This is a genomic window from Pseudomonas sp. LBUM1679 (assembly GCF_059695565.1).
The window spans coordinates 3,486,905-3,511,835 of record NZ_CP166774.1; the positions used below are offsets into that span (position 1 = coordinate 3,486,905).

General features: G+C 53.9%; 20 protein-coding genes and 5 pseudogenes. 15 read left to right on the top strand and 10 right to left on the bottom strand.

What is annotated here, in order from left to right; all coding sequences use genetic code 11:
* Positions 1–11: 11 nt before the first annotated feature.
* Positions 12–452, bottom strand: a pseudogene (locus ACA062_RS15905) (hypothetical protein); the annotation flags it as partial.
* A 69-nt stretch (positions 453–521) separates the two neighbouring features.
* Between ACA062_RS15905 and ACA062_RS15910 the strand changes: the two are divergent.
* Entirely contained in the window at positions 522–1,823 is a 1,302-nt protein-coding gene (locus tag ACA062_RS15910; protein ID WP_497457243.1) for an RES family NAD+ phosphorylase, read from the top strand.
* Positions 1,824–1,927: 104 nt separating this feature from the next.
* Here ACA062_RS15910 and ACA062_RS15915 read toward each other — a convergent pair whose 3' ends face one another.
* On the bottom strand, positions 1,928–3,019 hold the full coding sequence (locus ACA062_RS15915) for an NADH:flavin oxidoreductase/NADH oxidase (protein ID WP_497457244.1): 1,092 nt from the start codon (positions 3,017–3,019) through the stop codon (positions 1,928–1,930).
* An 84-nt stretch (positions 3,020–3,103) separates the two neighbouring features.
* Between ACA062_RS15915 and ACA062_RS15920 the strand changes: the two genes are divergently transcribed.
* From ACA062_RS15920 to istB, 4 genes and pseudogenes are all read left to right on the top strand, one after another.
* The gene (locus tag ACA062_RS15920) at positions 3,104–3,403 is read left to right on the top strand and encodes an ArsR/SmtB family transcription factor (protein WP_497457430.1); all 300 of its coding nucleotides are present in this window, start codon (positions 3,104–3,106) and stop codon (positions 3,401–3,403) included.
* Positions 3,404–3,812: 409 nt separating this feature from the next.
* On the top strand, positions 3,813–4,718 hold the full coding sequence (locus ACA062_RS15925) for a hypothetical protein (protein WP_497457245.1): 906 nt from the start codon (positions 3,813–3,815) through the stop codon (positions 4,716–4,718).
* 186 nt (positions 4,719–4,904) lie between these two features.
* A pseudogene (gene istA / locus ACA062_RS15930) lies at positions 4,905–6,405 on the top strand (IS21 family transposase).
* Positions 6,398–7,198 (top strand): IS21-like element helper ATPase IstB, encoded by an 801-nt coding sequence (gene istB, locus ACA062_RS15935; RefSeq protein WP_497457246.1) that lies wholly within the window; start codon positions 6,398–6,400, stop codon positions 7,196–7,198. Before istA ends, istB begins: the two are co-directional and overlap by 8 nt.
* Before the next feature lie 170 nt (positions 7,199–7,368).
* Here istB and ACA062_RS15940 read toward each other — a convergent pair.
* Positions 7,369–7,603, bottom strand: a pseudogene (locus ACA062_RS15940) (hypothetical protein); the annotation flags it as partial.
* A 374-nt stretch (positions 7,604–7,977) separates the two neighbouring features.
* Between ACA062_RS15940 and ACA062_RS15945 the strand changes: the two are divergent.
* Positions 7,978–8,514, top strand: coding sequence for a hypothetical protein (locus ACA062_RS15945; RefSeq protein ID WP_497457431.1), 537 nt, complete (start codon positions 7,978–7,980; stop codon positions 8,512–8,514).
* A 74-nt stretch (positions 8,515–8,588) separates the two neighbouring features.
* A complete protein-coding gene (locus tag ACA062_RS15950; protein WP_497457247.1) occupies positions 8,589–9,035 on the top strand; it encodes a sensor histidine kinase in 447 nt (148 codons plus the stop codon).
* 441 nt (positions 9,036–9,476) lie between these two features.
* Here ACA062_RS15950 and ACA062_RS15955 read toward each other — a convergent pair.
* The 4 genes and pseudogenes from ACA062_RS15955 to ACA062_RS15970 all read right to left on the bottom strand — a co-directional run.
* Positions 9,477–9,773: pseudogene (locus tag ACA062_RS15955) on the bottom strand (integrase core domain-containing protein); the annotation flags it as partial.
* Complete coding sequence (locus tag ACA062_RS15960) at positions 9,772–11,148, bottom strand: IS30 family transposase (protein ID WP_497457248.1); 1,377 nt, start codon at positions 11,146–11,148, stop codon at positions 9,772–9,774. The pseudogene ACA062_RS15955 and the gene ACA062_RS15960, both read right to left, overlap by 2 nt.
* A 35-nt stretch (positions 11,149–11,183) precedes the next feature.
* Positions 11,184–12,091: pseudogene (locus ACA062_RS15965) on the bottom strand (IS3 family transposase); the annotation flags it as partial.
* A gap of 265 nt (positions 12,092–12,356) precedes the next feature.
* A complete protein-coding gene (locus ACA062_RS15970) occupies positions 12,357–12,776 on the bottom strand; it encodes a VOC family protein (protein ID WP_003411016.1) in 420 nt (139 codons plus the stop codon).
* Positions 12,777–13,084: 308 nt separating this feature from the next.
* On the opposite strand from ACA062_RS15970, the gene ACA062_RS15975 reads away from it, so the two are divergent.
* The 7 genes from ACA062_RS15975 (at position 13,085) to ACA062_RS16005 (ending at position 20,453) form a co-directional block, all read left to right on the top strand.
* Positions 13,085–13,918: an FAS1-like dehydratase domain-containing protein gene (locus ACA062_RS15975; protein WP_497457249.1), complete on the top strand. Its 834-nt coding sequence runs from the start codon at positions 13,085–13,087 to the stop codon at positions 13,916–13,918.
* Positions 13,908–14,783 (top strand): CaiB/BaiF CoA transferase family protein, encoded by an 876-nt coding sequence (locus ACA062_RS15980; RefSeq protein WP_497457250.1) that lies wholly within the window; start codon positions 13,908–13,910, stop codon positions 14,781–14,783. Before ACA062_RS15975 ends, ACA062_RS15980 begins: the two co-directional genes overlap by 11 nt.
* On the top strand, positions 14,767–15,126 hold the full coding sequence (locus ACA062_RS15985) for a CoA transferase (protein ID WP_497457251.1): 360 nt from the start codon (positions 14,767–14,769) through the stop codon (positions 15,124–15,126). The genes ACA062_RS15980 and ACA062_RS15985 overlap by 17 nt, the downstream gene beginning before the upstream one ends.
* Before the next feature lie 36 nt (positions 15,127–15,162).
* Complete coding sequence (locus ACA062_RS15990) at positions 15,163–16,701, top strand: 3-hydroxyacyl-CoA dehydrogenase (RefSeq protein WP_497457252.1); 1,539 nt, start codon at positions 15,163–15,165, stop codon at positions 16,699–16,701.
* 142 nt (positions 16,702–16,843) lie between these two features.
* Positions 16,844–18,157 carry an MFS transporter gene (locus tag ACA062_RS15995; protein ID WP_497457253.1) on the top strand — a complete coding sequence of 438 codons (1,314 nt, stop codon included), beginning with the start codon at positions 16,844–16,846 and terminating at the stop codon, positions 18,155–18,157.
* 37 nt (positions 18,158–18,194) lie between these two features.
* On the top strand, positions 18,195–18,965 hold the full coding sequence (locus ACA062_RS16000; RefSeq protein WP_497457254.1) for an SDR family NAD(P)-dependent oxidoreductase: 771 nt from the start codon (positions 18,195–18,197) through the stop codon (positions 18,963–18,965).
* 141 nt (positions 18,966–19,106) lie between these two features.
* Positions 19,107–20,453 carry an OprD family outer membrane porin gene (locus tag ACA062_RS16005; protein WP_497457255.1) on the top strand — a complete coding sequence of 449 codons (1,347 nt, stop codon included), beginning with the start codon at positions 19,107–19,109 and terminating at the stop codon, positions 20,451–20,453.
* 56 nt (positions 20,454–20,509) lie between these two features.
* Here ACA062_RS16005 and ACA062_RS16010 read toward each other — a convergent pair whose 3' ends face one another.
* Complete coding sequence (locus ACA062_RS16010; protein ID WP_497457256.1) at positions 20,510–21,301, bottom strand: IclR family transcriptional regulator; 792 nt, start codon at positions 21,299–21,301, stop codon at positions 20,510–20,512.
* Between the two features lie 713 nt (positions 21,302–22,014).
* On the opposite strand from ACA062_RS16010, the gene ACA062_RS16015 reads away from it, so the two are divergent.
* Entirely contained in the window at positions 22,015–22,950 is a 936-nt protein-coding gene (locus ACA062_RS16015) for a LysR family transcriptional regulator (RefSeq protein WP_497457257.1), read from the top strand.
* On the opposite strand, the gene ACA062_RS16020 is transcribed toward ACA062_RS16015, so the two are convergent.
* Together ACA062_RS16020 and ACA062_RS16025 are read right to left on the bottom strand one after the other, a co-directional pair.
* Entirely contained in the window at positions 22,947–23,396 is a 450-nt protein-coding gene (locus tag ACA062_RS16020; RefSeq protein ID WP_497457258.1) for a GlcG/HbpS family heme-binding protein, read from the bottom strand. The genes ACA062_RS16015 and ACA062_RS16020 overlap by 4 nt on opposite strands.
* An 11-nt stretch (positions 23,397–23,407) precedes the next feature.
* Entirely contained in the window at positions 23,408–24,757 is a 1,350-nt protein-coding gene (locus tag ACA062_RS16025) for a metal-dependent hydrolase family protein (protein ID WP_497457259.1), read from the bottom strand.
* Between the last annotated feature and the right edge of the window lie 174 nt (positions 24,758–24,931).

Genomic DNA, 24,931 nt, shown 5'->3' on the forward strand with positions numbered 1-24,931 from the left:
TGTCCCATAGCTCAGGCAGTAGCATTTCTGACGACCGCGAGCAGGGCCTGCAGTGGATGTAAAATGGTTACACCCTCCTTTCGCTTCACTTGGCTGCGGCAGGAATAGCCATCAGCCAATAACCGGCCTGAAGCATTCAACTTTGTTACAAGCGGCGCCCAGGACTGTTTGTAAATTACCTCAGACGTCTCGGCGTTTTTCGCCTCGTGTCCATAGGTGCCGGACATGCCGCAGCATCCGCTGGCTTGAACGCTCAGTTTCAGTCCCATTCGCCCATAGACTTGCTGCCAAAGGCCAATGCTGTTCGGCTCATTTGTTTTTTCAGTGCAGTGGGGAAGGAAGTGATAGGGATCGGCATCTTTCACGCTCTTTGCCTGTGGAAGCGCACCGGCGAGCCATTCCTGAGGCAGTAGAACGGTAGGTGCTTTGTCGCTGCCCAGCGTCTTCGCATATCTGACTCAGCTGTTGTTCTAGTGCCACGAACCACTTTCAGGGTTTGCGATAGCTGAACAAAGGATGACGTGAACGGCCCACCGGCCTGGCGAAGAACCTGCTTTAAAAATCGGCTCTGCAAGAAGCCGTTAGCCTTTTCAGGATCGTCCGGCGCGACTCTCATCATGGCGCGGGTGACTCTTCACGCGGCATTTCAATACGTTCAGCAACCCGTGGCTGTCGTCCTGTACAACCGAGACCCCCTTGGTGTGCCACTACAGGATGTTTTGGCGCAGATGCTAGGGTGCCGCGAAGATCTGGTGAATGACCTGGCTGCCACTCTATTGGAGGAGTGGAGTGATTGGGATGACGATGACCCGTACTTCATCGAGCAGACTTACGCGACATCTGAAATGACATCTGAGTGGGCGCAGATGGAGCGCAGTCTTCAGGGCGAGGCTCGATTCGTGAATCCTGATGCGAGTCGGATTTTGGAGAAAGTCTTTGGCCCTATCGAGCAACTCCAGGCCGCTGAAAATTCGTCTGCGATTTTGAACATCGGCCCTGGCCAATCCATCCAGTCTTTCCAGCGGGCGAGAATGTTCTCTAACGAAGGAGACGTTGTGCAAGCCTTGAAGCATCCTGAGCGTCATCTCGGCCCACCTCCGCTTGGGATAGGTGGCGCAGGTCGGATGAATGCTAAAGGCGTTTCGGTATTCTATGGGGCAACGAATGATCTGACGGCGATCGCCGAGGTGCGTCCTCCAGTTGGTAGCTCCGTAGTTACAGCGACGTTCAATGTCATCCGGCCGCTACGACTGTTGAATCTAACCGCTCTGAGTGAGATACGCCCGAACAGGACGCTAAGTTATTTCAATCCTTTCCGAGTAGAGCAGGCCCAGCGTTGCGCCTTTTTGATGGGGCTGCAGGAGCAACTGCTAATGCCCGTTATGCCAGACCTTGAGGATCGGGGTTATCTCATAACTCAAGCAATAGCCGATTTTCTATCGACGCATCCCAGGTTGCACGTGGATGGTATTTTCTTTCCATCCATCCAAGTCACAAAGCGCAAGGATGTTGCTCCGGGCCACAACGTGATCCTGTTCAGTAAGGCGTGTGGGGTTTTGAAGCGTGACACAAAAAATGAGGCTGACTACGTGAGCCTATGGGAGGCTGATGATGGCTTGTTTTATCGGCCGGAAATCTGGGCAGGACAGGATCAGGATCATCCAAAACGACGCAGAAGCGACAGGCATATTCAGCAGAACATGCGACCTCCTCACGAGCCTACTCTTGAACTTGACCGTAATCACATTTGTATCCACAAAGTGAAAGGAGTGGTGTTCGACGTGGATCACTGTGACGTTGAATACCATCCATTCCATGAGTAGGCGGGCCATTGCTGACCGAAGAAGTTAGGAGTTAGTGCTTCAGGTAGAGTCCCCCAGGTGGAGAGCGACGATGCCGCTGATAGAGCGGCATCCTTGGAGATAGCTTAACGGTAACGTTCAAGCCAATGAGCGTACGGTGCAGGAAGCGTCCAGGATGCTTTATCAACACCCAGCTCTTTGGCTGCAAAGTAAGGCCAATGTGGGTCGGCCAGATGGGCTCGTCCAACAGACACCAGGTCAAGCTGACCTAACTCGATTGAAGATTGCGCGAGCTGTGGAGTTCCAAAACCCCAAGCAGACGTTACTGGCAGACCAGTTTCACGGCGAACGCGCTCAGCGATTGTGCCCATGAAAGCCGGGCCCCAAGGAATATTGGTTTCCGGGATAGTGAATCCTACACTGACGCTCAACAGGTCAAGGCCACCGTTCTTGAAGCCCCGCGCCAATTCGATCGACTCGGTTAGAGTTTGCTCATCGCGTCCGTCATATTCGATGACACCAAAACGAGCAGTGAGTGGCAAATTTTCTGGCCATACTTCGCGAACAGCTGCCAAAGTCTCCAGCAGGAACCGGCTGCGGTTTTCGAAGCTTCCACCGTATGCATCGGTACGCTGGTTGGAATGCTCGGAGAAAAAACTTTGGCCCAAATACCCGTGCGCGAAATGCAGTTCGATCCATTCAAACCCAGCTTCGCGCGCCCGGCGTGCAGCGTCAACGAAGTCCTGGCGAACCCGTGCAATGTCTTCCAGGGTCATTTCTTCGGGAACCTTCGGCAGATTGGCGCCGAATGCGATGGGGGAGGGGCCGATGGTCTTCCAGCCATTTGGATTGCCATCAGCGATGTGATCATCACCTTCCCAAGGGCGGTTAGCGCTAGCCTTTCGACCAGCATGAGCAATCTGAATACCAGGCACGGAGCCGGCAGCCTTGATTGCTTTTACTGCGGGCACAAAAGCCTGAGCATGGGCATCGCTCCAGATACCGGCGCATCCTGGCGTGATGCGCCCCTCGGGAGAGACGGCTGTTGCCTCAACCACGACCAGGCCGGCGCCGCCTCGTGCCAAACCTGCCAGGTGCACAAGGTGCCAATCATTGACCATGCCGTCATCTGCCATGTACTGACACATCGGCGGAATGGCAATACGGTTTCTTAAGGTGACGTCCTTCAGGGTGAATGGCTCGAACAGTGCTGACATCGGTAGATTCCTCATGGATTGCTTCGCTTGTTCGATAGTATTCGAAATATAGCGTTTATTGAAACTTTTCGTTATGATCAGCACATGCGCGCCTTCAAACATCCTCTCCCATCCGATTTAGTCCTCGAGCGTTTGCTTTACGCCTTGAGCGATCCCGTGCGCATGGAAATTGTTCGGTACCTCGCCGGCGTTGCTGAAGCGTCATGCGGCGAGCTAGATGGCGGTCGACCCAAGTCCAGTGTGTCCCATCACTTCCGAGTTTTGCGCGATGCCGGGCTTGTTCAGACGCGAAATGTGGGCACGACACATATGAATTCGCTGCGGTCGGAGGAACTCAATCTGCGCTTTCCGGGCTTACTGGATTGCATACTCTCCCAGGCTTGAATCACCTCTTGTTGAGACAGGGTATGAGTTTGTCCGCCGTCCTGCGTGCAAGCTCGATGTCATCGTGGAGTGAACTGGGAAATTCGGTGATATCAAACCGTGTTCGAATTTTCCTCGATGCAATTTCAAACGAAGTAAAAACACAGCGCCACAACGTAGACGTACGGCAACCTCATCTGCACGTTTTGAATTGCGCCGACCTTGAAGGGGAGGCCGAAAATAGGAGCATGAGCTGCGTTCAGGCTGCATCAGTTAACCGGAATTGCCGCAATACACAATTGGCTCGTAAACCAGAACTCTGGTTAGATATTCTGATTTGAATTGGTGGGGAGCAGGGCATGACATTGATTGTTGCAGGTTACACAGGCGTCACCTTATGGAAGACAAAAACTTATGACCGAATTTTTTCGTGGGCGACACGCTTGTGTCTGCCGAGGGTCGAACAGATAAACGTGATCGCCTCATCGAAATTTTCAAGAAGGTTCGAAGCATCCCGGTAAAAATCTGGATTCCTCATTTCGATAATGAGGGGCATTTCAGTCGGTATCTCGAGTCCTTTTCGAGTTCATGCGTCATTGCCTACGCCGGCAGTACGCTGACCTTTAGTCATATGCTGAATGGTATACAAGAGCACCTCGGACAGCTCCGCTACACCTTCATTGACGGTCAATACAAGATCGTCAAACACTGCTCCGGTGAGGCTATCCAAAAAAATTATGCTGTAACGTGGGCTGATGACATTACGTTCGAGTCCCGGAATTTGCCGGCCCTGACTGCAGATTTCCAAATGGATGTAATCTCGCACGTAATACGGCGTGCCTTGAAGGATGTCTCCGCACACCGGTTGCTGGATCAAAACTCCTTCAAATCTATTGGCTGCCAACTCGCTGTCGCGCTTTTTTGCTGGGAAGCAAGAAAGCCGGTTCTCTACCATGTGGAGGTCGTGTTAACTGATGAATTCCCGAAGTACGCGACGCTCAAATATCGTCGGCTTGGTGAGCAGGAGACTGCCGTCCTAGGTAAGCCGCTACAACGAGATGTAGAAGAATTGATGCGGGCGGCTCGCGAGGCTCCGGAGTCGCCAACAGAAAAGACCAAAATTGGAGGCCAGCTAGATCGAGGAACTGATGAGCTGAAGGCTGCGAAAGCACTGCTGCGAAAAGAGATTCTGGCAGACCTAGAGGGAGATCTTAATTACATAGGAGGCATGATCGACTGTTGGGAGTTTTCCGACAGGGGGCATACGAAGCAATGGTATGAGCTCCCTGCTGTCTCAGATTCGGAAGAAGGCTCGATCATATCTCCGGACGAATAAGTACAATGGTGCCATGACAGCCAATTCACCGGCTTATGCTCCGGAGTACCAAACTCATATGAAGCAGGTAGTGTTGCCGCTGACCGAAAACTGACCCAGTAAAGGCTGTTCTGCCTACTGAAAACTGACCCAGGTGTTCAACTGCTTCTGCTCGCTTTCCGAGCAGGAGAACACAGGGTGATCAGCATGGAAATGTTGGGGAAAATTCGGCGGATGTACTTTCGCGACAAGCTGTCGCTGCATCAGATAGCCAAGCGTACCGGGCTGTCGAGAAACACCATTCGAAAATGGGTCAGAGCGCCCGAAGCCACTCAGCCGGCGTATCAACGGTGCGCAACCTTCAACAAACTCAGTCCATTTCACGAGACGCTAGAGCAGGCGCTCAAGGCCGATTCGTTTCGGGCAAAGCACAACCGTAGAAGCGCCAAAGCGCTCCTTGAGCTGATCAAGGCCGAGGGTTACGACGGCGGCTACAGCCAGCTCACCGCCTTCATACGCTCGTGGCGCGGCGAGCAAGGCAAGTCTTTACGGGCCTTCGTACCGCTGACCTTTGCACTCGGCGAGGCCTTTCAATTCGACTGGAGCGAAGAAGGTCTGCTGATCGGCGGCCTGTTCCGACGCATCCAGGTCTCCCATATGAAGCTGTGCGCCAGTCGCGCATTTTGGTTGGTTGCATATCCCAGCCAAGGCCACGAGATGTTGTTCGATGCCCATACCCGCTCGTTTGGCGCGTTAGGTGGGGTGCCGCGTCGCGGCATCTACGACAACATGAAGACCGCTGTCGACAAGGTCAACAAGGGTAAGGACCGCACGGTCAATGCCCGGTTTTGCCGTGATGTGTGCCCACTACCTGTTCGACCCGGACTTCTGCAACGTGGCCTCCGGCTGGGAAAAAGGTATCGTTGAAAAGAACGTCCAAGACAGCCGACGGCGCATCTGGCTCGATGCTCAAAACTGCATGTTCCACACCTTCGAGGAGCTGAATGCTTGGCTCGGCCAACGCTTCCGTGCGCTCTGGGACGAGCTGCTGCACCCGCAGTACAACGGGCTGACAGTGGCGGACGTCCTGGAGCTGGAACGCGCTGAATTGATGCCGATGCCGACCGCCTTTGATGGTTACGTCGAGCGCACCGTGCGGGTCTCCAGCACCTGCCTGATCAGCGTGGCGCGAAATCGCTACTCGGTGCCGTGTGAGCGGGTCGGCCAGTGGGTCAGCAGCCGTCTGTATCCTTCACGGATTGTAGTCATCGCCGATGAAACGACGATTGCCAGTCACGAGCGCCTCTTTGATCGAGACCAGGTCAGCTTCGACTGGCAGCACTACATTCCGCTTATCGAGCGCAAGCCCGGAGCGCTGCGCAATGGCGCTCCGTTTGCTGATCTGCCGAAGCCGTTGCAACTGCTAAAACGCGGTCTGAGGCGTCACACCAACGGTGATCGAATCATGACGCAGGTACTGGCGGCTGTTCCCATCGCTGGGCTCGATGCCGTGTTGGTGGCTGTGGAGTTGGTACTTGAATCAGGCAGCTTGAGCGCTGACCACATCCTGAATGTCCTGGCTCGACTGACATCGACAGCAGCCCCTCCGTCCGCCGAAACCAGCCTTCAACTCAAGATAGCGCCTGTCGCCAATACGGCACGCTACGACCGGCTCCGTACCACCGATGAGGAGACTCGCAATGCGTGATCTTATGGCGGAACTCAAAGAACTGCGTCTGCATGGCATGGCCAGCGCCTGGGAAGAACTGGCCTCGCAAGGAGAATCCTCAACGATCTCGTCGAAATGGCTGCTTGAGCATCTTCTGCGACAAGAACATGCGGATCGAGCGGTGCGCTCAGTGAATCACCAGATGAACATGGCCAAACTCCCCATGCATCGTGATTTGGCCGGCTTCGACTTCAGCGCTTCCAGCGCAGACGCCCGCCTGGTCAGGGATCTGTCCAACTTGGAGTTCACCGATACCGCGCAGAATGTGGTGTTCATCGGCGGGCCGGGAACAGGCAAAACACACCTGGCCACCGCCTTGGCCGTGTCCGGGATCACGACGCATCACAAACGCGTGCGCTTCTACTCCACGGTGGATCTGGTCAATTTACTCGAGCGTGAAAAGTACGACGGCAAGACGGGCCGAATCGCTCAAGGGCTGTTACGAACAGACCTGGTGATACTCGATGAACTGGGGTATTTGCCCTTCAGCCAGAGCGGTGGCGCCCTGTTATTTCACTTGCTATCCAAGCTGTACGAGCACACCAGCGTGGTTACCACCAACCTCAGCTTCTCGGAATGGTCGAGCGTGTTTGGTGACGCCAAGATGACCACTGCGTTGCTGGATCGGCTGACACACCACTGCCACATCGTCGAAACGGGCAACGAGTCCTACCGCCTGCAACACAGCAGCTTGGTCGCCCAGACCAAGATCAAATCACGTGAACGAAAGCGCAAAGACGATGATGGTGCCGAGGACGATGAGCTGTTTTGATCTGCACCGAAAATACCCTGCCGCATGCTCACATGTGGTGGGGCTTGATGCCTCTTCCACGGGGACACGACTGCTAAGCTTATCCACAATTGCTGATGCCAAAATCAGCAATCCGCCCTGGGTCAATTTTCAATCGGCAGGGTGGGTCAGTTTTTATTCAGCGCCGACACTTTCAAGAACGAAAGGATTGTTTGTTGGAGTCCTTGCGAGTGAACCAGCAACAACCGGGCGCAATGCGCAGAGTCCTCGCTGATCCACAATCTACAATCCTCACTCATCGTACATCAAGAACGTAGGTTGGTTTAAATTTGCCGACATGACCGGATCGCTGCGGTTTTCGGTCAACTGACGAACCATACCTTTTTCTTCTTTGCAGAGCATACGGCCATCATTGCGGCGAGTGACCAAGCACGATACTAATAAAGGGAAGGCTTTCGGCTCTTGAATTACATGACGTGCAAGAACGTGCAAGAAGGACGATGAGGGCTAGGAGGTCTGGCGGATCAACGTCGAGGTGACGCGCGTTGATGAGGTGGCGATTCCCGTTGTGGCTGGTGACGAGACTTTTTCTGACCGTGGGCTGGAGCAGATTGCTGGGCGGGAGCTCGGAGCGCGGATGATGGCGGGAGCGTTTAGCGCAAGGGTGAAATTAGAAATAAGTACCCTTCGGCAGGCGTTAGTGAGTGACCAACGCTGACGTGGGAGATATCCAGTTCAATTCGCGGATTGGGATGGGTGGTAAGCCGGAGCTTCACATACTTGATCAGGATGAGCCCACCTTGCCGAGAATTTTGACTTCCCAGATAAGTGACACCGCACTCAACGAGCGCAATGCGAAGATGTTCGGGTCGCCGAAGGAGCGCTTGGATTTTTATCGTAGAGAGATTCACTACGAAACTAGCATCTTGGCCAATCGAACTGACGCCTATCTGGCATCCCAGTCCTTTTTGGTCATCGCATTTGCCTCTTGTATGGGCAATCTCAATCCAGAGTGGGGCAAGTTGTTCACGCTGGTAGTGCCACCGTTTCTTGCGTTGCTTGGAGTGCTAAGCTTGCTGAATGCTTGGCCAGGTATTCGCGCGGCATACGACATTATTGACCACTGGCATTTCAAGCAGAGCGAGCTATTGCATAGCGAGCCTGTAATAGGGTTGGCGTATGACGACTCGCCTTTATTTTGTGAGCGAGAGTCCACGCACAAGGGGTACCGAAAGGCGTTGCTGTTTTCGGTTCGCACACCTTGGATTTTTGCGACGTTTTGGATATTGCTTGGCATTTGGTCGGTTTATATTCAAATCACAAATCTAGATGCTTGAGACGTAAACAGAGAGGCAAATCTTTGCTGTTTGGTCGCTGATGGCAGGCCGGGCGACCAGCTTTGGCAGAGGCAATGGTGGACGAACTCACCGCTGCGCACCCTAAAGCGCAAATCATATTCACCGATTCGGGCACTGTAACCGGCCAGTACGACCCGGCACGCATGGCACAAGTTTTCTCAACTCTTATTGGCAACGCTTTGCGGCACGGCAATGCTCGGCGCCCGATAAATGTCACATTGAATGGGGATGGCCTCACCGCCTGCTTTTGCGTGCAAAATCATGGAGAACCCATTCCCGCCAGCGCACTGCCCTCTCTCTTCAATCCGGAAGGGCGTTACTCCAAATACTCAGAGGGAGAACGAGACGCAGCTTCTGGGCTGGGGCGGGGATTATTCATAGCGTCTCAAATTGTGGAAGGTCATGGCGGGACAATAGAGGTAAAGTCGACACTCGAGCAGGGCACGATTTTCCGCGTGATTTGCTTATTCGTTAACGACAATTTGTTGTCCCTACTTTGACCGGATCCAACTGGTCATTATTTGACAGCCGTAGTGGACAGCGGTCGACCAATTTCAGCCGATGCTGACAGGCGGCTATTTGTTGTGGGCTCAACGGTCGATGCAACAGCATTGGCTCAATTTTTCATTGGGTGTTCGTAGTTTCGGCCAGACGTCTGCGTCGGCAATCACGCAAGCATATCTTTGAGATTGGCATACGGATCATGCCCATTATGCCGTATCGAAGCCAGTTGCACGTTTGCTGCGAAACGAGACTGCAAACAACCAGATCGAGCGCCCAAAAGCCCGTGGCTGGATCTAATACTCGCACCAGTTATTATCGATATCCGAAGCCAAGGGGGCGCGTGACCGTTTGGCTTTGGTGTATGACTAGAGATTGAGCATGGGGTCTCGTTATAATTAGACGCCTTGTCGCTCTAGGTTAAGGGCTAGTTGTAGTGGTCAACTAATCCCGGACACGATGTTAAGTTTTTCTTCGGCCCGAGCTGGCGCCAGCCCACCGTTGAATTGATGGGGTCGAACCCAGTTGTACCGATGCATCAAGAAATGGCTGATATCGCGCTGGGCTTCTTGAGCCGTTCTGTAACCCGTGGTCGGTATCCATTCCGTTTTCAAGCTGCGGAACACGCGCTCCATTGGCGCGTTATCCCAGCAATTCCCCCGGCGACTCATGCTCTGGCGCATGCGATAACGCCACAGCCGCTGGCGAAATAAACGACTCGCATACTGGGCGGATTCAACCGGTCGTCGCAACACTGGATTGTTGAATTGATTTTAGATACTTGTTTAGTGCTTCGGCAGGTGTTTTCCAGCCTAATGTTTTTCGAGGCCTTGTGTTCAGCGCATGGGCTACGGCTTGGATCTCTTGGGCACTCCAGCGAGACAGGTCGGTACCTTTCGGGAAGTATTGGCGCAGAAGACCGTTCGTATTCTCGTTCGTGCCGCGCTGCCATGGACTATGCGGGTCAGCAAAGAAGACCTTCACTCCGGATTCGATGGTAAATCGAGCGTGATCCGATAGTTCCTTTCCACGATCCCAAGTCAAAGATCGCCACAACTCGATGGGTAGGTCAGTCACCGTTTTCTTCAGTGCGTTGGCCATAGTGACAGCCCCGTAGCCGGCCAGCGCCGGGCCGTTCTTCGTTCGAGGAGTTAACCCATAACCTTCCTCGCGAGGCAGGTGGACGAGCATGGTGAATCGAGTTGAGCGCTCGACCAGCGTTCCAATCGCGGATCGGTTCAGGCCGATGATCAGGTCTCCCTCCCAATGCCCTGGTACAGCCCGGTCTTCCACCTCAGCAGGGCGACTGGAAATCATGACATCCTCGCTGACGTGCGCCCACGTTTTGGCCTGCGCCCTAGCTCTCGGCACACGCAACGCTCGCCCTGTGCGCAGGCAGCTCACTAGCTCGCGCTTAAGAGCTCCTCGCCCCTGAATATAGAGGGCCTGATATATGGCTTCGTGAGAGATGCGCATGGATTCATCGTCCGGAAAATCGATCTTTAGCCGGTTGGTAATCTGTTCGGGCGACCAGCCATTGACCCATTTACGGTCACTGCGATGTGGTTTATTTCGGCCTTTGAAGGGAGCTTGTCGAGGCCCAACAATCTCGCGACCATTAGCGCCCTGAACTTTACCCTCCAGACGGTCTTGCACGTAGTGACACAGCCGCGGGTTAGTCAACAGTTTCGCTGGCTTCGGTCTTTTGGCAACCAGTTCTGCCTTCCATTGTGCGACTGAAGCTCGATACTCAAGCCGACCGCAACGAGTTGCAGCATTACGTGTCAGTTCCCGTGAAACTGTCGACGGACTTCGTCCAAGGAGACGCGCAATCTCACGTACGCCAACATCTTTCGCCCGAAGCAGCCCAATCTCTTCTCGCTCTGCGAACGATAAGTACCTTCCGGATATCTGGTTAGACATGAACAATGGCATCCCGCCCCGATGACGGAACCAGCGTGTGCCTACCGCTGATGATACGCCAGTAGCCTCCGCTGCTTTTTCGCTTGTGATCCCGATTGCGATTTGTTTCCAGAACAGCCGCTCGATTTCATTACGAAGTGACGGCGCACCTGGCGAACGCATCGCTCCACGTCCCGTCAACTTTTGCATCCAGCCTGCAGGCCGTCCCATAAACACCTCGATCAGAGGTGTTGCGACGACCGGTTGAATCCGCCCTGCGACCCTTGATCCGAGTGAAACAGCAGGCCCTGAGGCCTTCCTCGTTGCTCGTAAGCCATATCCAGCGCCTTGATAACCAGATCGGCGTCCGGCTTTTCCGACAACGCCCAGCCCACCACACGGCGCGCGAAAAGATCCAGCACGACCGCCAGATAGTGCCATTTTCCCTGGACCCAAATGTAGGTAATGTCGCCGCACCACACCTGGTTGGGTGCCGGGACATCGAACTCGCGATTCAAGATGTTCGGGATATCCAACCGTTCAACCGTCGCTCGTTTATAGGCATGAGAACCTGGCTGTTTGCTCACGAGGTCAAGCTCACGCATCAAGCTGCGCACTTTGAACCGACCGAGTTGCTCGCCGTCGTCACGCATCAACGAGAGAATGCTACGGCTGCCGGCTGCACTGCGACTTTGCGTGAACAACTCGCTCACCCGGCTGCGCAACCGAAGCTGTTCGACATCAGGCGTTCGGCGCCTAAGGCGCTGGGCGTAGTAGCACGAACGGGTGACTTCAAACACCTTGCACAGCCAATCAATCGGCTCATGGACGCTCAGCTGATGGATCAGCGCGTACGCTCGTGATCTTCCGACATCAAGAGCGCGGTAGCCTTTTTTAATATCGATTTTTCCCGTTCAAGGCGGGCGATCCGGGCTTCCAGCTCCTGGATTTTCTGCTGTTCCGGGGTCAGCGCTTTGCTCTGCGGAGTGACGCCTTGGCGCTCCTGCTGAACCTGATCAACCCAGCGGCGCATGGCCGACTCGCCGACGCCGAGTGAACGGCTGGCTTCGATGTAGCTGTAGTTTTGCTTGAGCACGAGGTCGGCAGCCTCGCGTTTGAATTCAGCAGAAAAGGAACGGCGTTGTTTGGTCATTTGACACCTCGATCTGGCGAGCATTCTCGCCTAAATGGGTGTCCGGTTTCATTAGACCACTACAATCGCAGCCGTCGGGGTGGAAGCCGACGTCTGAGGCGTAACGGGAGAAGCACCAGCGGTAGGAGCAGTAGGGGCGGCCTCCGCTGGCGACGCAGCGTGCTTACCTATCCCGAGTTTTTCCACCAACAAATAAGCCCGTGATGCCCCAAGCACTCATAAGTGAAGGGGCACGACGGGCTTTCTTGGGTATGGCTGGTGGAGCTTATTTGGTTATTGGCTGATGCACTTCAATGATGTTGCCATCCGGGTCTTGCAAGAAGATCTGGTACCAGTTGGCCATGGCCCAAACACCGTAGTCCGCATACGGAATCTTCAGTTCTTCCAAGCGCTTTTTGAAGCCTTCGATATCGTCCGTTCGGAAGCAGAAATGGCCGCTGTGCAGAGGGTTGATCGCCTGATTCATGCGGAAGCTGAGGTCGATGTCCTTGGTCGCCAGGTGGAACTCAACAGCCCCGTCAGTCACGAAATCGACTTCCGCACTGTAGCCATGGGCCGTATCGGTGTTGCAACGCACGTGCTCTTCATCCTCGATGCGATCGAGGTCAAAGATAGAGCGGTAAAACGACGAAAGGCGACCGACGTTTTCCGAGCAGAGGTTCATGTGATGGAAATGAAATTTCATGGCTGATCCTTCGAATTGTATTTGGAAGTAAGGGGCTCATGCCTTGGTACATCCCGCGCCAGTAGGGCATCTGCGGGACGGCTATGGCTCTGCTGACAGCCTTGATACCTCCTTGAGAGGTGGGCCAGTGGCTGCCGACGGGCTCATATTAAACAGATTCAAATATGAAATGAAAGATGTATGTGTGAAATATTGTTGTCGATGGTGCTTTACATCATCGGGATTTCGCGTGATAGGATGCGCTTACACAACAACAATTTCACCAGCACATCGCGATCTGCGATCGCTAGGTAGAGAAGGAAAACTCCATGCGTGAACAAATCAACTCGGCACCAGGTCGACTCGAAACCTGCTCCATTAGTAACGCGCGGCGTGTAGCTGCAATGCTGGATCTGCCTTCTGAGGGACTTATAGAAGGTGCGGCTCTGCCTCGTGGTTGGCATTTCACGTTGCTAGGAGCGGATACTCTGAGGTCTCAGCTGCGTGGAGATGGCTTTCCAGGACTGGGGATTCCGCTTTCAGAGCTGGGGCTTCCCCGCTTGCTCCAAGCAGGACGGACTGTGACCTTTCATGGCGACATCCCCATTGGCGCCAATATCACTCGACATAGCTCGATAGCCAGCCTCGAAAGGAAGTCAACTCGGTCGGGCGAAATCGCTATCGTCGTCGTTGATCATCGCTTGGTCGTTGTTGGTGAGTCAGAGCCAGCTATCAACGAAACCCAAACGTTCTTTTTGTTGCCCGCGACCTCCGAGCGGCCCTCGTATGCGGCTGACACAGAGTCCGTCACGTTAAGCCAACAGAAGACCATCACCACAGACGACACGCTGCTATTCCAATACTCCGCCTTAGGGTTCAATTCGCACAAAATCCACCTCGACAGGGCCTATGCGCGAGAGGTCGAAGGGTTTCCAGATCTTGTTGTGAATGGGGGCCTGACAACCTTGTTACTGACTGAGTATTTGCGAACCGAGCTTAAGGTCACACCGAGGCAGCTGAAAATTAAGTACACGGCGCCGTTGTTCAGTGGCCGCTCCCTGACCATCGCGGATGACAGCCAAGGCGATGTGTTGAACATCAAGGTGTTCAATAACTACGGAAAGGTGGCTGCGGAAATGGAGGTGGAAGTTTATGAGTATTAAGCCTCTTGAAGGTATCCGTGTGTTGGATCTCACCAGTGTCGTCGTCGGCCCGGCGTGCTCCGCTCGGCTTGCGCAGTACGGCGCAGAGATCATTAAGGTGGAGAGCCCAGAGGGTGACCTAATGAGGGGGTTGGGTGGTACTTCACCTACCGGCCAACACTCAGGTGCCTACCTTCATTTGAATCGCGGTAAGCGCAATATTTGCCTTAACCTGAAGCAGGCCGGCGCACGTGAAGTGATGGATAGGCTGGTTGAATCAGCCGATGTGATCATTGCCAATATGCGGCCTCAGGCACTGGTCAAACTCGGAATCGATTCGGAAAGTATTCTGCAGCAGTATCCTGAAAAAATTTATTGCCTGATAACAGGGTATGGCACCGACGGCCCCTACGCAGGTGAGCCGACATACGACAGCGTGATCCAGGCGGCTACAGGCATGACCGGTCTCTCGCTCGCACGTGATGGGGTGCCACGGTATGTCCCGATGCTCATCTGCGACCATGTCGTAGGCGAAATAGCGGCAGGTTCGATTGTCTCTGCACTCTATCACCGCCGCGAAACCGGTTTGGGTGCTAGCCTGGAGATCCCTATGTTCGAAACCATGTCTGCGTTCGTGCTGCAAGAGCACTTGGCGCAACAGAGTTTTGATCCACCTGTTGGCCCTGCTGGTGATCAGAGGCTCCTAAGTCCTCATAACAAGCCAGTACAGACTGCCGATGGGTGGATTTCATTTACGGTCAATACCGACGCTCAGGTCATCGCCTTTTTAGAGACAGTTGGGAAAGCAGATCTGATTGGTGATCCTCGGTTCTCCTCGGTTCTCCTCGGTCGCTGGACGTGCGGAAAACGTGAAGGAGTGGTTTGAGATCCGAGGGGCGCCTCTGCTTGATAAGACGACAGCGCAATGGCTGGCCGACTTTCGGACTGCAGACCTGGCAGCAAAACCCTGTCACACGCTCGAGACGCTCCCTAACGATCCTCATCTCCAGGCCGTTGGGCTTATCGACTATGAGACCCACCCCACGGAAGGAAAGGTTGCTTGCATACGTTCCACGATCAGCTTCAACGGTAGTTACTTGGATGCCGGAGCCCCGAGCCAGCCGAAGGGTTGGGAGACCAGAAAGCTGCTTGAGGAGCTGGGCTTCGATTCTGAGGCTATCGACGATCTGGTCTCGACCCGAGCGGCCTTGGTAGCTCAAAGGGTTTAGCGGGTACCGAAAACAACAAGACGTGAAGGTGAAGCAATGAACGAATCACGGGCAGAAAACATCAGAACAATGGGTATTGTCGGTGCCGGCGCAATGGGGCGAGGCATTGCCCAGATTGCGGTACTGGCAGGCGTCACGGTACTGATGTTCGATACCAATTCTGAGACGGTGCAGGCAGCCTACGACCAGGTGTGCTTGATGCTCGACAAGCTCACTAACAAGGGCAAGTTGGATGCGGAACACGCGGTGATTGCCAAGTCATGCTTGTGCCAATCGACTTCGATTGCTGAGTTGGCTGACTGTGACCTTGTCGTCGAAGCTGTGGTGGAACGCATCAATGTAAAGCAGGAGATTTTTCAGAACCTGGAAAAGGTTGTGTCTGAAGCCTGCATTTTGGCTACAAACACCTCATCTCTGTCCATCACTGAGATAGCCAGTGCTTGCGCCTATCCAGCTAGGGTCGTGGGGTTTCACTTTTTCAACCCCGTGCCGTTGATGAAGGTAGTTGAGGTCATCGATGGAGTGCATACCGATCCAGCTGTATCCAGCGATCTGATCGCTTTTGCTCGACGTCTCGGCCACACGCCGGTGCGAGCAAAGGACATGCCTGGATTCATCGTGAACCATGCCGGGAGAGCGATGAATACGGAAGGGCTCAAGATATTGGGAGAGGGCGTGGCTACCTGTGAGCAGATTGATGCAATCATGCGCCAACAAGCCGGGTTCAAGCTGGGGCCGTTTGAGTTACTTGACCTCACAGCGCTCGATGTCTCTCAACCAGTGATGGAATCGATCTACCATCAGTTTTACGAGGAACCTCGTTTCCGTCCATCGCCCATTGCCCGGGTCAGGCTCGCTGGAGGACTGCTCGGACGTAAAAGTGGTAGAGGCTTCTACAGCTATGAAGAGGGTAGGCAGGTAGTTTCTGATGATCAGCCGGCCCCCTCGGTGTTGCCACGCACTGTATGGATCAGTAATCGCTATCCTGAGGCTGCGGCTCAAGTACGCGCCCTTGTGGAGGGGGCAGGGATAGAGGTCGATGACGGACAGCGTCCTGGGCTTGGATCACTCATCGTCGTTACGCCGTTTGGTGCTGATGCCACCACCTCCGCCGTAGAGGAGGGATTGGACGCGACTCGAGTTATCGCCGTGGACGCTTTGTTTCCTTTTAAGCAAGGACGACGGCGAACGCTGATGACCACTCCGGCGACTCATCGATCAGCGAGAAACGAGGCTCATGCGCTTTTTGCTCATGATGAGTCACCGGTCACAGTGATCAATGATTCTACAGGATTTGTGGCTCAACGCATCGTAGCGCTGATTGTGAATGTCGGGTGTGACATTGCTCAACAAGACATTGCCTCTCCCTCAGACATTGACCTCGCTGTAGAGCTTGGGCTCGGCTATCCGATGGGCCCCTTCGAGCTTGGAGACAATTTCGGGCCAAAGATCATTCTGGAGATTTTGAACAATATCCAGCAAGGACTTGGCGATCCCCGTTATCGACCATCTCCCTGGCTTGCTAGGCGAGCAATGTTGAACATTCCACTCCGGCATGCTGAAAGAGTTATTTGAAGCGTTGCGAATATGACGGTGTTTTCAAGGGGATTAATGAAACTGGAGGAGTGTGCATTCCACAGGCTTTGTACAGCCTGTTTTTCGCGCAAATTTATAAACGAAATACTGTAAAAACGAAAAATAATTACAAGAGGTTTTTATGAACGAAGCTACGTTGGATCAGGTTGAAATCAAACCAGAGAGTTCTATGGCTGTAAGGGCTACGATAGCAAGCTCAGTCGGTGCCGCGTTGGAGTGGATTGACTTTGCAGCATATGGTGCTGTTGCCGCTACAATATTTCCTAAGCTATTCTTCTCTGCAATGGATCCTAATATGGGGATCTTGGCAGCCTTCATTACATTTGGTATTGGCTTCTTCGCTCGACCTTTGGGCGGGATCTTCTTTGGAATGCTCGGAGATAAAATCGGCCGCAAAAATATTTTGCTCTATACATTGTGCCTGATGGGGGGGGCTTCATTCTTAATAGGATGTCTTCCTACTTATCAAACGATAGGAATAGCGGCTCCAATTTTTCTGGTGGCGTTACGTTTCCTCCAAGGCTTTGCTTTGGGAGGTGAGGCCACCGGGGCGCAGTTGATGACGATGGAACATGCTCCGAAGTCGAAGCGGGGCCTCTATGGGTCGTTCATTAATATAGGATCATCATTCAGCTCAGCGTGCGCCAACGGGATGATGTTCGCTCTTATCGCTATAATGGGTATCGTCGAGTTTGAGTCATGGGGCTGGCGTATCCCGTTTTGGATGAGTTTTCTCCTGGTTATCGTCGGCGTCTACATTCGTATGCGTGTTACGGAAACACCGGCCTTTCAGAAAGCTCAGAGCCAGGGAGTCACTGAAAAGGTTTCTGTATTCGATGTTTTCAAACGATATCCAAAAACCATTCTGCGACTTTTGATTATCTGGTGTGCACCAACTGCATGCTTCTATGTTATTACCGTTTTCTCACTCAGCTACTTGACTAAAAATTTAGGCATGGACAGTCAGAGCGCTTTCTTGTGCTTGGCTGGTGCAAACCTGTTAGCCGTTGTCATGGTGGTTTCTGGGGGGGCATTGAGCGATAAGTTCGGTCGCAAGCCCATCATGTTGATCTCGTCAGTCATGATGTTGATCGTTTCTATGTTCTATTTCTCAATGCTGGATACGAAGAACTGGTACGTGATTTTTGCCGCTATGGCAATGTTTGTAGGCTTCCTGCAAATCCAGTCGGGCGTGCAACCTGCTTTCTTCGCCGAACCGTTTCCTACAAAGGTTCGTTATTCTGGATCTGCAGCTGCTTATACAGGCGCAAATTTAGTAGCCGGCGGCCCAACACCCTTCGTTGTGGCCTGGTTGCTACAAAACGGCGGTGGGTCGACGTTACCCGTGACTATTTTCTGCGGGGTGATCATCTGTCTGGCACTCGTTGCGATTATCTGTAGCCCGGAAACTCGCCATCTTGAAATGTCCCGATAGTTCTGTGTAACAATAATCACTTAGTGGAGCTTCAATCATGATCCTTAAAGATAAGGTATGTGTAATCGTCGGAGCCGCATCTTTACGAGGGATTGGCTATGCGACTGCCGGTCTTTTCGCAAGTCAGGGCGCAATCGTTGTGGCAGTCGATTTGGCGATGAATGACGATGTCGCATCTACCATCAAGCATTCCATTGATGAAAAGTATGGGGTTGACAGTGTTTTGATTGGGCGTAAGTGCGATATCTCTAGTTCGGCTGAGTGCGCTGATCTTTTGGACAGCGTAGCTAGTCAGTTCGGTAAGGTTGATGCTTTGGTTAACTGTGCTGGAATCGTGCAATCGCTTTCAGTGCTGTCGATAAACGAATCCGACTTTGACCGGATGATCAGTGTGAATCTGAAGGGCGCTTTCAATCTCGCTAAAGAGACATTGCGAGTTATGAAACCTCAAGGCTTCGGCTCGATAGTGAATGTCGCCTCTGTTGCCGCTCAGCGTGGCGGTGGCCTGGTGGGTGGCGCTCACTACGCGGCCTCTAAGGGGGGAGTCATCAGTCTTACCAAAACGATTGCGAGGGAGTTTGGAGTTGACGGTATTAGGGCGAATACCGTGTGCCCATCAATGACCGAAACAGGGATGATTGATGGCATGAGTCCGGAAAAATATAAGGAGATAGTCTCGGCCATTCCCTTGCAGCGTGCTGGGCATGCTGAGGATATTGCCGGCGCCTGCCTATTCCTCGCTTCTGACTTTTCCTCCTATATCACGGGGACAACATTAGATGTCAATGGTGGTAGTCACATCCACTAATAGGCTGTTTCCATAGTTTAATAACGCTCTCTTTTAATTGTTAATCCAATAGTTTGGCTATTGCGATGGCGTATGCTTGTGCGCGCAATAGTCAAACTAGAGTCGCCTGAAAACAAGAATAATGGTCAAGGGGCTTCACGAATGAAAAGTAACCAGGTCGTTGTGGCTGCATCCATTTCTCTGCTGAGCTTGAATTGTTTGGCGGCGGGGTTTCTTGAGGATTCAAAGTCTTCAGTCGGGTTACGGACTTTGTATTTCGAAAATGATAATAGAGAAATTGGAAGCGCCGATCAGCGGCAAACTGCCCAAGGAGCGAGAGTTGATTTCGTGTCGGGGTTTACGCAAGGCACAGTAGGCTTTGGGTTGGATGTCCAAGGACTCTTGGGGTTAAGTCTTGGCGGTGGCATAGATCACCAGTCTTCTGCGACCGTCAATACGGTAACTCCCGTGGATTCGGACGGTTCGCCCGTGTCTAGTTGGACGCGCGCCGGCGGGAATCTCAAAGCCAAATACTCTAAATCTGAGCTTGCAGTAGGAACGGTACTCGCTCCGAATCTACCGATCCTGGTCGCCAACGATTCCAGGGTTATGCCCCAAAATTTCGAGGGTGGAATGTTAACGTCCAAGGAATGGGATGGATTGACATTGACTGGGGGTAAGCTTACGCAAGGTGCCAGTCGAGCTTCCAGTAACTATTCGGGGCTTGCTGTCAGTGGCGGCAGTAAAGGTTCGAATGACTTTACTTTCGTGGGAGGCGATTGGAAGCCGAGAGCGGATCTGCTTCTGCAGTATTACCATTCCAATTTGGAAAACTATTACTCGCAAGATTTCTTTGGTCTGGTGCACGTTTTCAATATTGCCGAGAATCAATCTATAAAGTCAGATCTAAGATATTTTAAGAGTGACTCGAATGGAAAAAATGGCTCGGGCGGGTATTTGTTCAATAACGCTGGAGGATACGCCGATACTCCAGGTAAAGTCGACAACAAGACGTGGTCGGCAATGTTCACATACTCTCTAGGTTCCCACGCTTTGATGTTAGGTCATCAGAGGGTAAGTGATGATGGTGCAATGGTTTATGTTAGTAGTGGAAATGTCCGTGGTGGGAACGGCAGCCTGGAAGGGCAAGGGGGCGCCAGTGTCTACTTGTTCACTGATTCATTAATCAATGCGTTTGTCAGGGCAGGCGAAAATACTACTTTTGGCCAGTATTCATATGATTTTTCTGGCGCTGGGGTGCCGGGACTAAAGGCATATTTTGTCTACCTCAGGGGAGATGACATCAAGGACGCAAAGGAGAGTGGCAAGGAGTATAGCGAATGGGAAAGGGATATGCGCTTAGACTATGTTTTGCAAAGCGGCCCGCTCAAAAACCTTGCGTTTTCTCTGCGTCGAGGCAACTTCCGAACTGAGGTGCCGAATTCTCAGGGCGGCATCGATTATGATCAGACCCGTTTGTACGTCAACTATACTTACACTTTTAAGTAGCAGGCTGACAGGCTGCGTCGGTTTCGTTGACCGACGCAGCGGAGTACTGATTGATCTTAGTGAATTCCACTCACTCTATTCGATAGCAGTAGCGCAGCAGCTTCCAGCGCACTTTGAACCTCGGCTATGGATTTTCGTTTTGACTGATCGATTCGTTCTGCATAGGGAACTGTTAAGGCGGCAATAGCATGGTTTTGCGAGTCCAGGATTGGAAAGCTAACTGCGTACAGCCCTCGAACCTGGATACTATGCGCAGATTCATAACCATTCGCAGCAATGCGATCAAGGATATGATCTAGCTGAGGGTCGGCATGATCTGGGTTACGGGATAGGGACTCTTCAATACGCAACGCCCGAACGCCTTTATCTTGGAATGCTAAAAGCACTCGCCCTGAGGCAGAAATAATAACGTCGAGTTCGGCACCGACACGTACGCTGAATCCCATTCCGCTGGGCACATCGACTTTAGCGATAACCATTTGCTTGCCTTGACCATATAGGGTCAGGTGGCAGGACTGGTCAAGCTCGCTGGAGAGCTTGTGCATAATTGGTCTGGCTTCGTTTAGCAGCCGGTGAGTTGGCGGATTCTTGTGGGCCAATTCAAAAATCTTATTGGTGATGCTGTAGGTGTCTTCCACCAGGGCGACATAATTTCTGCCAACTAAACAGTTGATCATTCGGTAGACTTCACCAACACTTCTACCTAATCTTTGAGCAATTTCTCGCTGGGATAAAGGTTGCTCTGCCTCGCAGAGCATCTCCAAGATATCCAGACCCTTCTCGAGAGCGGGGGCTGCGTAGGCTTTGCTTTCAGATTCTGAGTTCTTGTTCGCGTCGTCGTCTTTCATTGTTCGTTCGCCTAGGGCTTCTCTCAGGAGCGATTGGGTTAACCCGCAGTCAAGAAAGGATTATACATTTTTAGTGGGTGTTCGAAAGCCAGAATGTCATCTGCGTGTGAGGTTTTTTTCGGTCTTGGTGATTGTCTGAGGCGCGATGAACTATAGAGGGTTTTTCGTTGGAGCTAAATGCACAGGATGGTTTAACTAAGAGGGGCTATTAAACGGGGGGTTTTATTTTGATTAGTTGTCGTTGAAAGTTTGAATTTGACGGATATCTCGAATGGTAAAGTCGGGCTGCCAATGTCATTCGCTCATTGCGAAGTTGAATGCTGGCGACGTTCGATGGGGCTCCTTTTAGTACAGTGATTCTCCTTATTGGTTCAAGGCAACAATTGCTTCACCATAGAGGCTTTGAGCTGCTCAATCGCCTCTTCATTCCTTCTCAAGAAATGAGCAGCGCCAACTTTTTGAAGATCCAAGAGATGGTCCTTTGTGAGCACTGCCAAATGGCTCGATAAAGTCGATTGAGGCAGGCCGCATCGCGCAGTTTTCGCATGCCAGTTGTATGACTGCGTCTAAGCACTGCTCGATCCGGACGCTTGGTATCTTTATTTGCGATGCCTCCAAACGACCTAAGCGATTGGTGGGACCAGCACCCGTCTCGTTAAGGTTGCCCGAGAAAAAGATCAGAAGTATAGCCATCCCTCTGCAACGGAATCCACATGCGTTACCGACGTCTCGACCTCAACCTGTTGGTGACTCTGGATGCCTTGTTGAGCGAGTGCAGTGTCAGCAGGGCGGCCGAACGTTTGTGCCTGGGCCAGTCTGCGACGAGTTCGGCCCTTGGGCGCTTGCGTGAGCATTTCAATGACCCGCTGTTGGTTCAGGTCGGACGGCGACTGGAGCCCACTGCATTGGGGTTGGAGTTATTGCCCAAAGTGCGTGACGCCTTGGCGCTGACTCGGGAGATCGTCGATGCGCCGGTGAATTTCCAGCCGGCCACCTGTACTCGACGTTTCACTCTGGTCGCTTCCGATTATGTGGCCGGGGTGCTGATGCCGGTGGTGGCTCGTGAGCTGGCGCGCCTGGCCCCTGGCGTACGCTTGAGCCTGCGGGACTTGCCTGCACCGCGTGATGGCGACGTCGTCAGCGAAGCGCTGGATTATCGGCGCAGTGATTGTGTGATTGTGCCTCATCGCCGGTTGAACCCTGCTTACCCCCATCTGCCGATACTGACTGACCAACTGTGTTGCATCGTCTGCGCTGGGCAACTGCAGTTCGCCGAGGGCTTGAGCCTGGCCAGCTATTGCGACGCGCAGCACGTGGTGCGTGAGTTCGTCGATGGCCGAAACCTGGCGATGGATGCGATGCACCTGCAGGAACTGGGCATTGTGCGGCGAGTGGCGGTGGCCGTTGAAAGTTTCGCCTTGATGCCGGAATTCGTAGTGGGCAGCGCGCGGGTCGCGACGGTGTTTCGTCGACAGGCGGAGCGTTTTGCCCAGCGCTACCCGCTGCGTATACACCCCGCACCGCTGGCATTTCCCGAAGCCACCCAGGTGCTGCAATGGCATCCCTACCAGGAACATGATCCGGCCATGCTGTGGTTTCGCGGCCTGTTGCTGGAGCAGGCCGCGACGCTTGAGCTACCGCTGCTCTAGCATCCCGCTGGCTGATCGCCATTGTCCGCCACCAGCCCGACCTGGACGATTGCCTGCAAGGCACAGCGCTCGTCATTGTCCGAGGTGTCGCCGCTGATGCCGACAGCACCCAGAAGCAACCCCTGCGCATTGCGGATCAGCACACCACCCGCCACGGGAATCACTTCGCCGCCGGTGAGACTGTTGATGGCGTCGAAAAACGCTGGCATGGCTTGCGCGCGCCTGGCCAGCTCACGTCCGCCAAAGCCCATTCCCAAGCAGCCGCGGGCCTTGCCTGCGGCGATCCGGGGGCGCAGGAAGCTGGCGTGTTCATCGCGCAGGATGGCCAGCGGATGACCCGCGGCATCGAGTACGGCGACGGCGAGGGGTTTAACGCCGGTGTCGCGGGCGAATCGGATCGCGCTGCTCGCGATGTTGGTAGCCGTCAGGAGGTCGAGTTGCTGCATGGTATCGCTCCTCACAGGGCCCACTTGCCCAGTTGGGCAACACGGTCGCGGGTGTAAAGGTCGGTCCACTTCAACGAGTTGAAATCGGACACTTGTTTGGGGTTGTAAGGGCTGCGCTCCATGCGCACCGGCTGGCCGGCCTTGTACACGGCTTTGAGCCGCGAGCGGTCTTGCAGAAGGCGGATATCGTGCAATGGCGAACCGTCGAGCAACAGGAAGTCCGCTTGTTTGCCCACTTCCAGGGTGCCAAGGGTCTCACCGCGCGGCATGCAGCGCGCGCCGACGGCGGTGGCGGCAAGCAAGGCTTCGGCCGGGGTGAAGCCGAGGCGAGTGACCAGCAGTTCCAGTTCCCGGGCATGCCACTCGCCGTAAGGCGTGACTGCAAAGCCGCTGTCGCTGCCGCAGGCGAAAGGCACCCCGGCGGCCTTGGCCCGCCTGAGCACAGCCGAACCGACTTCCAGGGTGCGTGCGCAATAACCGGCATAGCCGGTGCTGATGGCCGGATCGTGGGGCTGACAGAAGTCCACGGTGTTCTGTGGAAAGGTCATGGTGGGCGCAAGAATACTGCCGGCTTCGAGCAGGGCTTCGATACACGCGTCGTCCATGTAGAAAGCATGGAAGACCAGGTCGACACCGGCGCGAGCAGCGTACATCACGGCTTCGCGACCATAGGCGTGAGTGGCGACTTTGCAGCCCAGGCGATGGGCCTCTTCCACCATTTCATAGGTTTCTTCGGCCGTGAAGGCGGCGATGATTTCGCCATTGGGCCGGCGATGAGTGCCGTCCATGGCGATTTTGATCAGGTCGACGCCGTCCTTGGCCTGCTTGCGGATTTCAGCTAGAGCATCGCTGCGACTCGTGACCAGGTGCGCAGTGAAAAACTCCGGGGCACCCATGCGGCTCGGGAACCAGTCGTTGAGGCTCTGCCGATTGGTGATGACCCGACTACTGGCTGCAATGCGCGGGCCTTCGAACAAGCCGGCTGCGATGGCATTGCGCACGGCGATGCTGAGCTGGCCGCTATCGCCCGGGCAGACCATGCTGGTCACGCCGGCCGCCAGCACATGCTGCGCGAAAAACATGCCGCGCAACGCGCGAAATTCGTCGCTGGTCCAGATATCGATGTCTTCTTCGCTTTGCGCATTGCCGAATGCCAGGTGGGTGTGCACATCCACCAGACCGGGCATGACAAAGTTGTCGCCGGCATCCAGCAGGGTATCGCCCGGTTCAGGTTGGGGCGCCAGCGCTGTGGGGCCGACATAACTCAAGAGACCGTTGTCGACCACCAGCGTTTGCTGCTGGCGGGTTTGCAGGCCAGTACCGTCGAACAGGGTCTGGCATTTCAGGTGCAGGGTATTCATGGCTTTTTCGCTTGGCTGATTGTTATGCCAAGCGAGGCTAAGGGGCCGGCATGGTCACCACCAACAGATTGCATCGATGGCCGCGTATTGATGGCGTCGATAGCGTCTTGCGCGCCGGTGTTTTACGACCTTTTTGGCGATGCACGGGATCCCGGCAGGGTATCGCGCCACACA

Bases quoted from the DNA above. Each gene is read 5' to 3' on its own strand.
- ACA062_RS15915 (WP_497457244.1), bottom strand. From the start codon at position 3,019: ATGTCAGCACTGTTCGAGCCATTCACCCTGAAGGACGTCACCTTAAGA.
- ACA062_RS15920 (WP_497457430.1), top strand. From the start codon at position 3,104: ATGCGCGCCTTCAAACATCCTCTCCCATCCGATTTAGTCCTCGAGCGT.
- istB (WP_497457246.1), top strand. From the start codon at position 6,398: ATGCGTGATCTTATGGCGGAACTCAAAGAACTGCGTCTGCATGGCATG.
- ACA062_RS15950 (WP_497457247.1), top strand. From the start codon at position 8,589: ATGGTGGACGAACTCACCGCTGCGCACCCTAAAGCGCAAATCATATTC.
- ACA062_RS15960 (WP_497457248.1), bottom strand. From the start codon at position 11,148: ATGCAAAAGTTGACGGGACGTGGAGCGATGCGTTCGCCAGGTGCGCCG.
- ACA062_RS15970 (WP_003411016.1), bottom strand. From the start codon at position 12,776: ATGAAATTTCATTTCCATCACATGAACCTCTGCTCGGAAAACGTCGGT.
- ACA062_RS15975 (WP_497457249.1), top strand. From the start codon at position 13,085: ATGCGTGAACAAATCAACTCGGCACCAGGTCGACTCGAAACCTGCTCC.
- ACA062_RS15980 (WP_497457250.1), top strand. From the start codon at position 13,908: ATGAGTATTAAGCCTCTTGAAGGTATCCGTGTGTTGGATCTCACCAGT.
- ACA062_RS15990 (WP_497457252.1), top strand. From the start codon at position 15,163: ATGAACGAATCACGGGCAGAAAACATCAGAACAATGGGTATTGTCGGT.
- ACA062_RS15995 (WP_497457253.1), top strand. From the start codon at position 16,844: ATGAACGAAGCTACGTTGGATCAGGTTGAAATCAAACCAGAGAGTTCT.
- ACA062_RS16000 (WP_497457254.1), top strand. From the start codon at position 18,195: ATGATCCTTAAAGATAAGGTATGTGTAATCGTCGGAGCCGCATCTTTA.
- ACA062_RS16005 (WP_497457255.1), top strand. From the start codon at position 19,107: ATGAAAAGTAACCAGGTCGTTGTGGCTGCATCCATTTCTCTGCTGAGC.
- ACA062_RS16010 (WP_497457256.1), bottom strand. From the start codon at position 21,301: ATGAAAGACGACGACGCGAACAAGAACTCAGAATCTGAAAGCAAAGCC.
- ACA062_RS16015 (WP_497457257.1), top strand. From the start codon at position 22,015: ATGCGTTACCGACGTCTCGACCTCAACCTGTTGGTGACTCTGGATGCC.
- ACA062_RS16020 (WP_497457258.1), bottom strand. From the start codon at position 23,396: ATGCAGCAACTCGACCTCCTGACGGCTACCAACATCGCGAGCAGCGCG.
- ACA062_RS16025 (WP_497457259.1), bottom strand. From the start codon at position 24,757: ATGAATACCCTGCACCTGAAATGCCAGACCCTGTTCGACGGTACTGGC.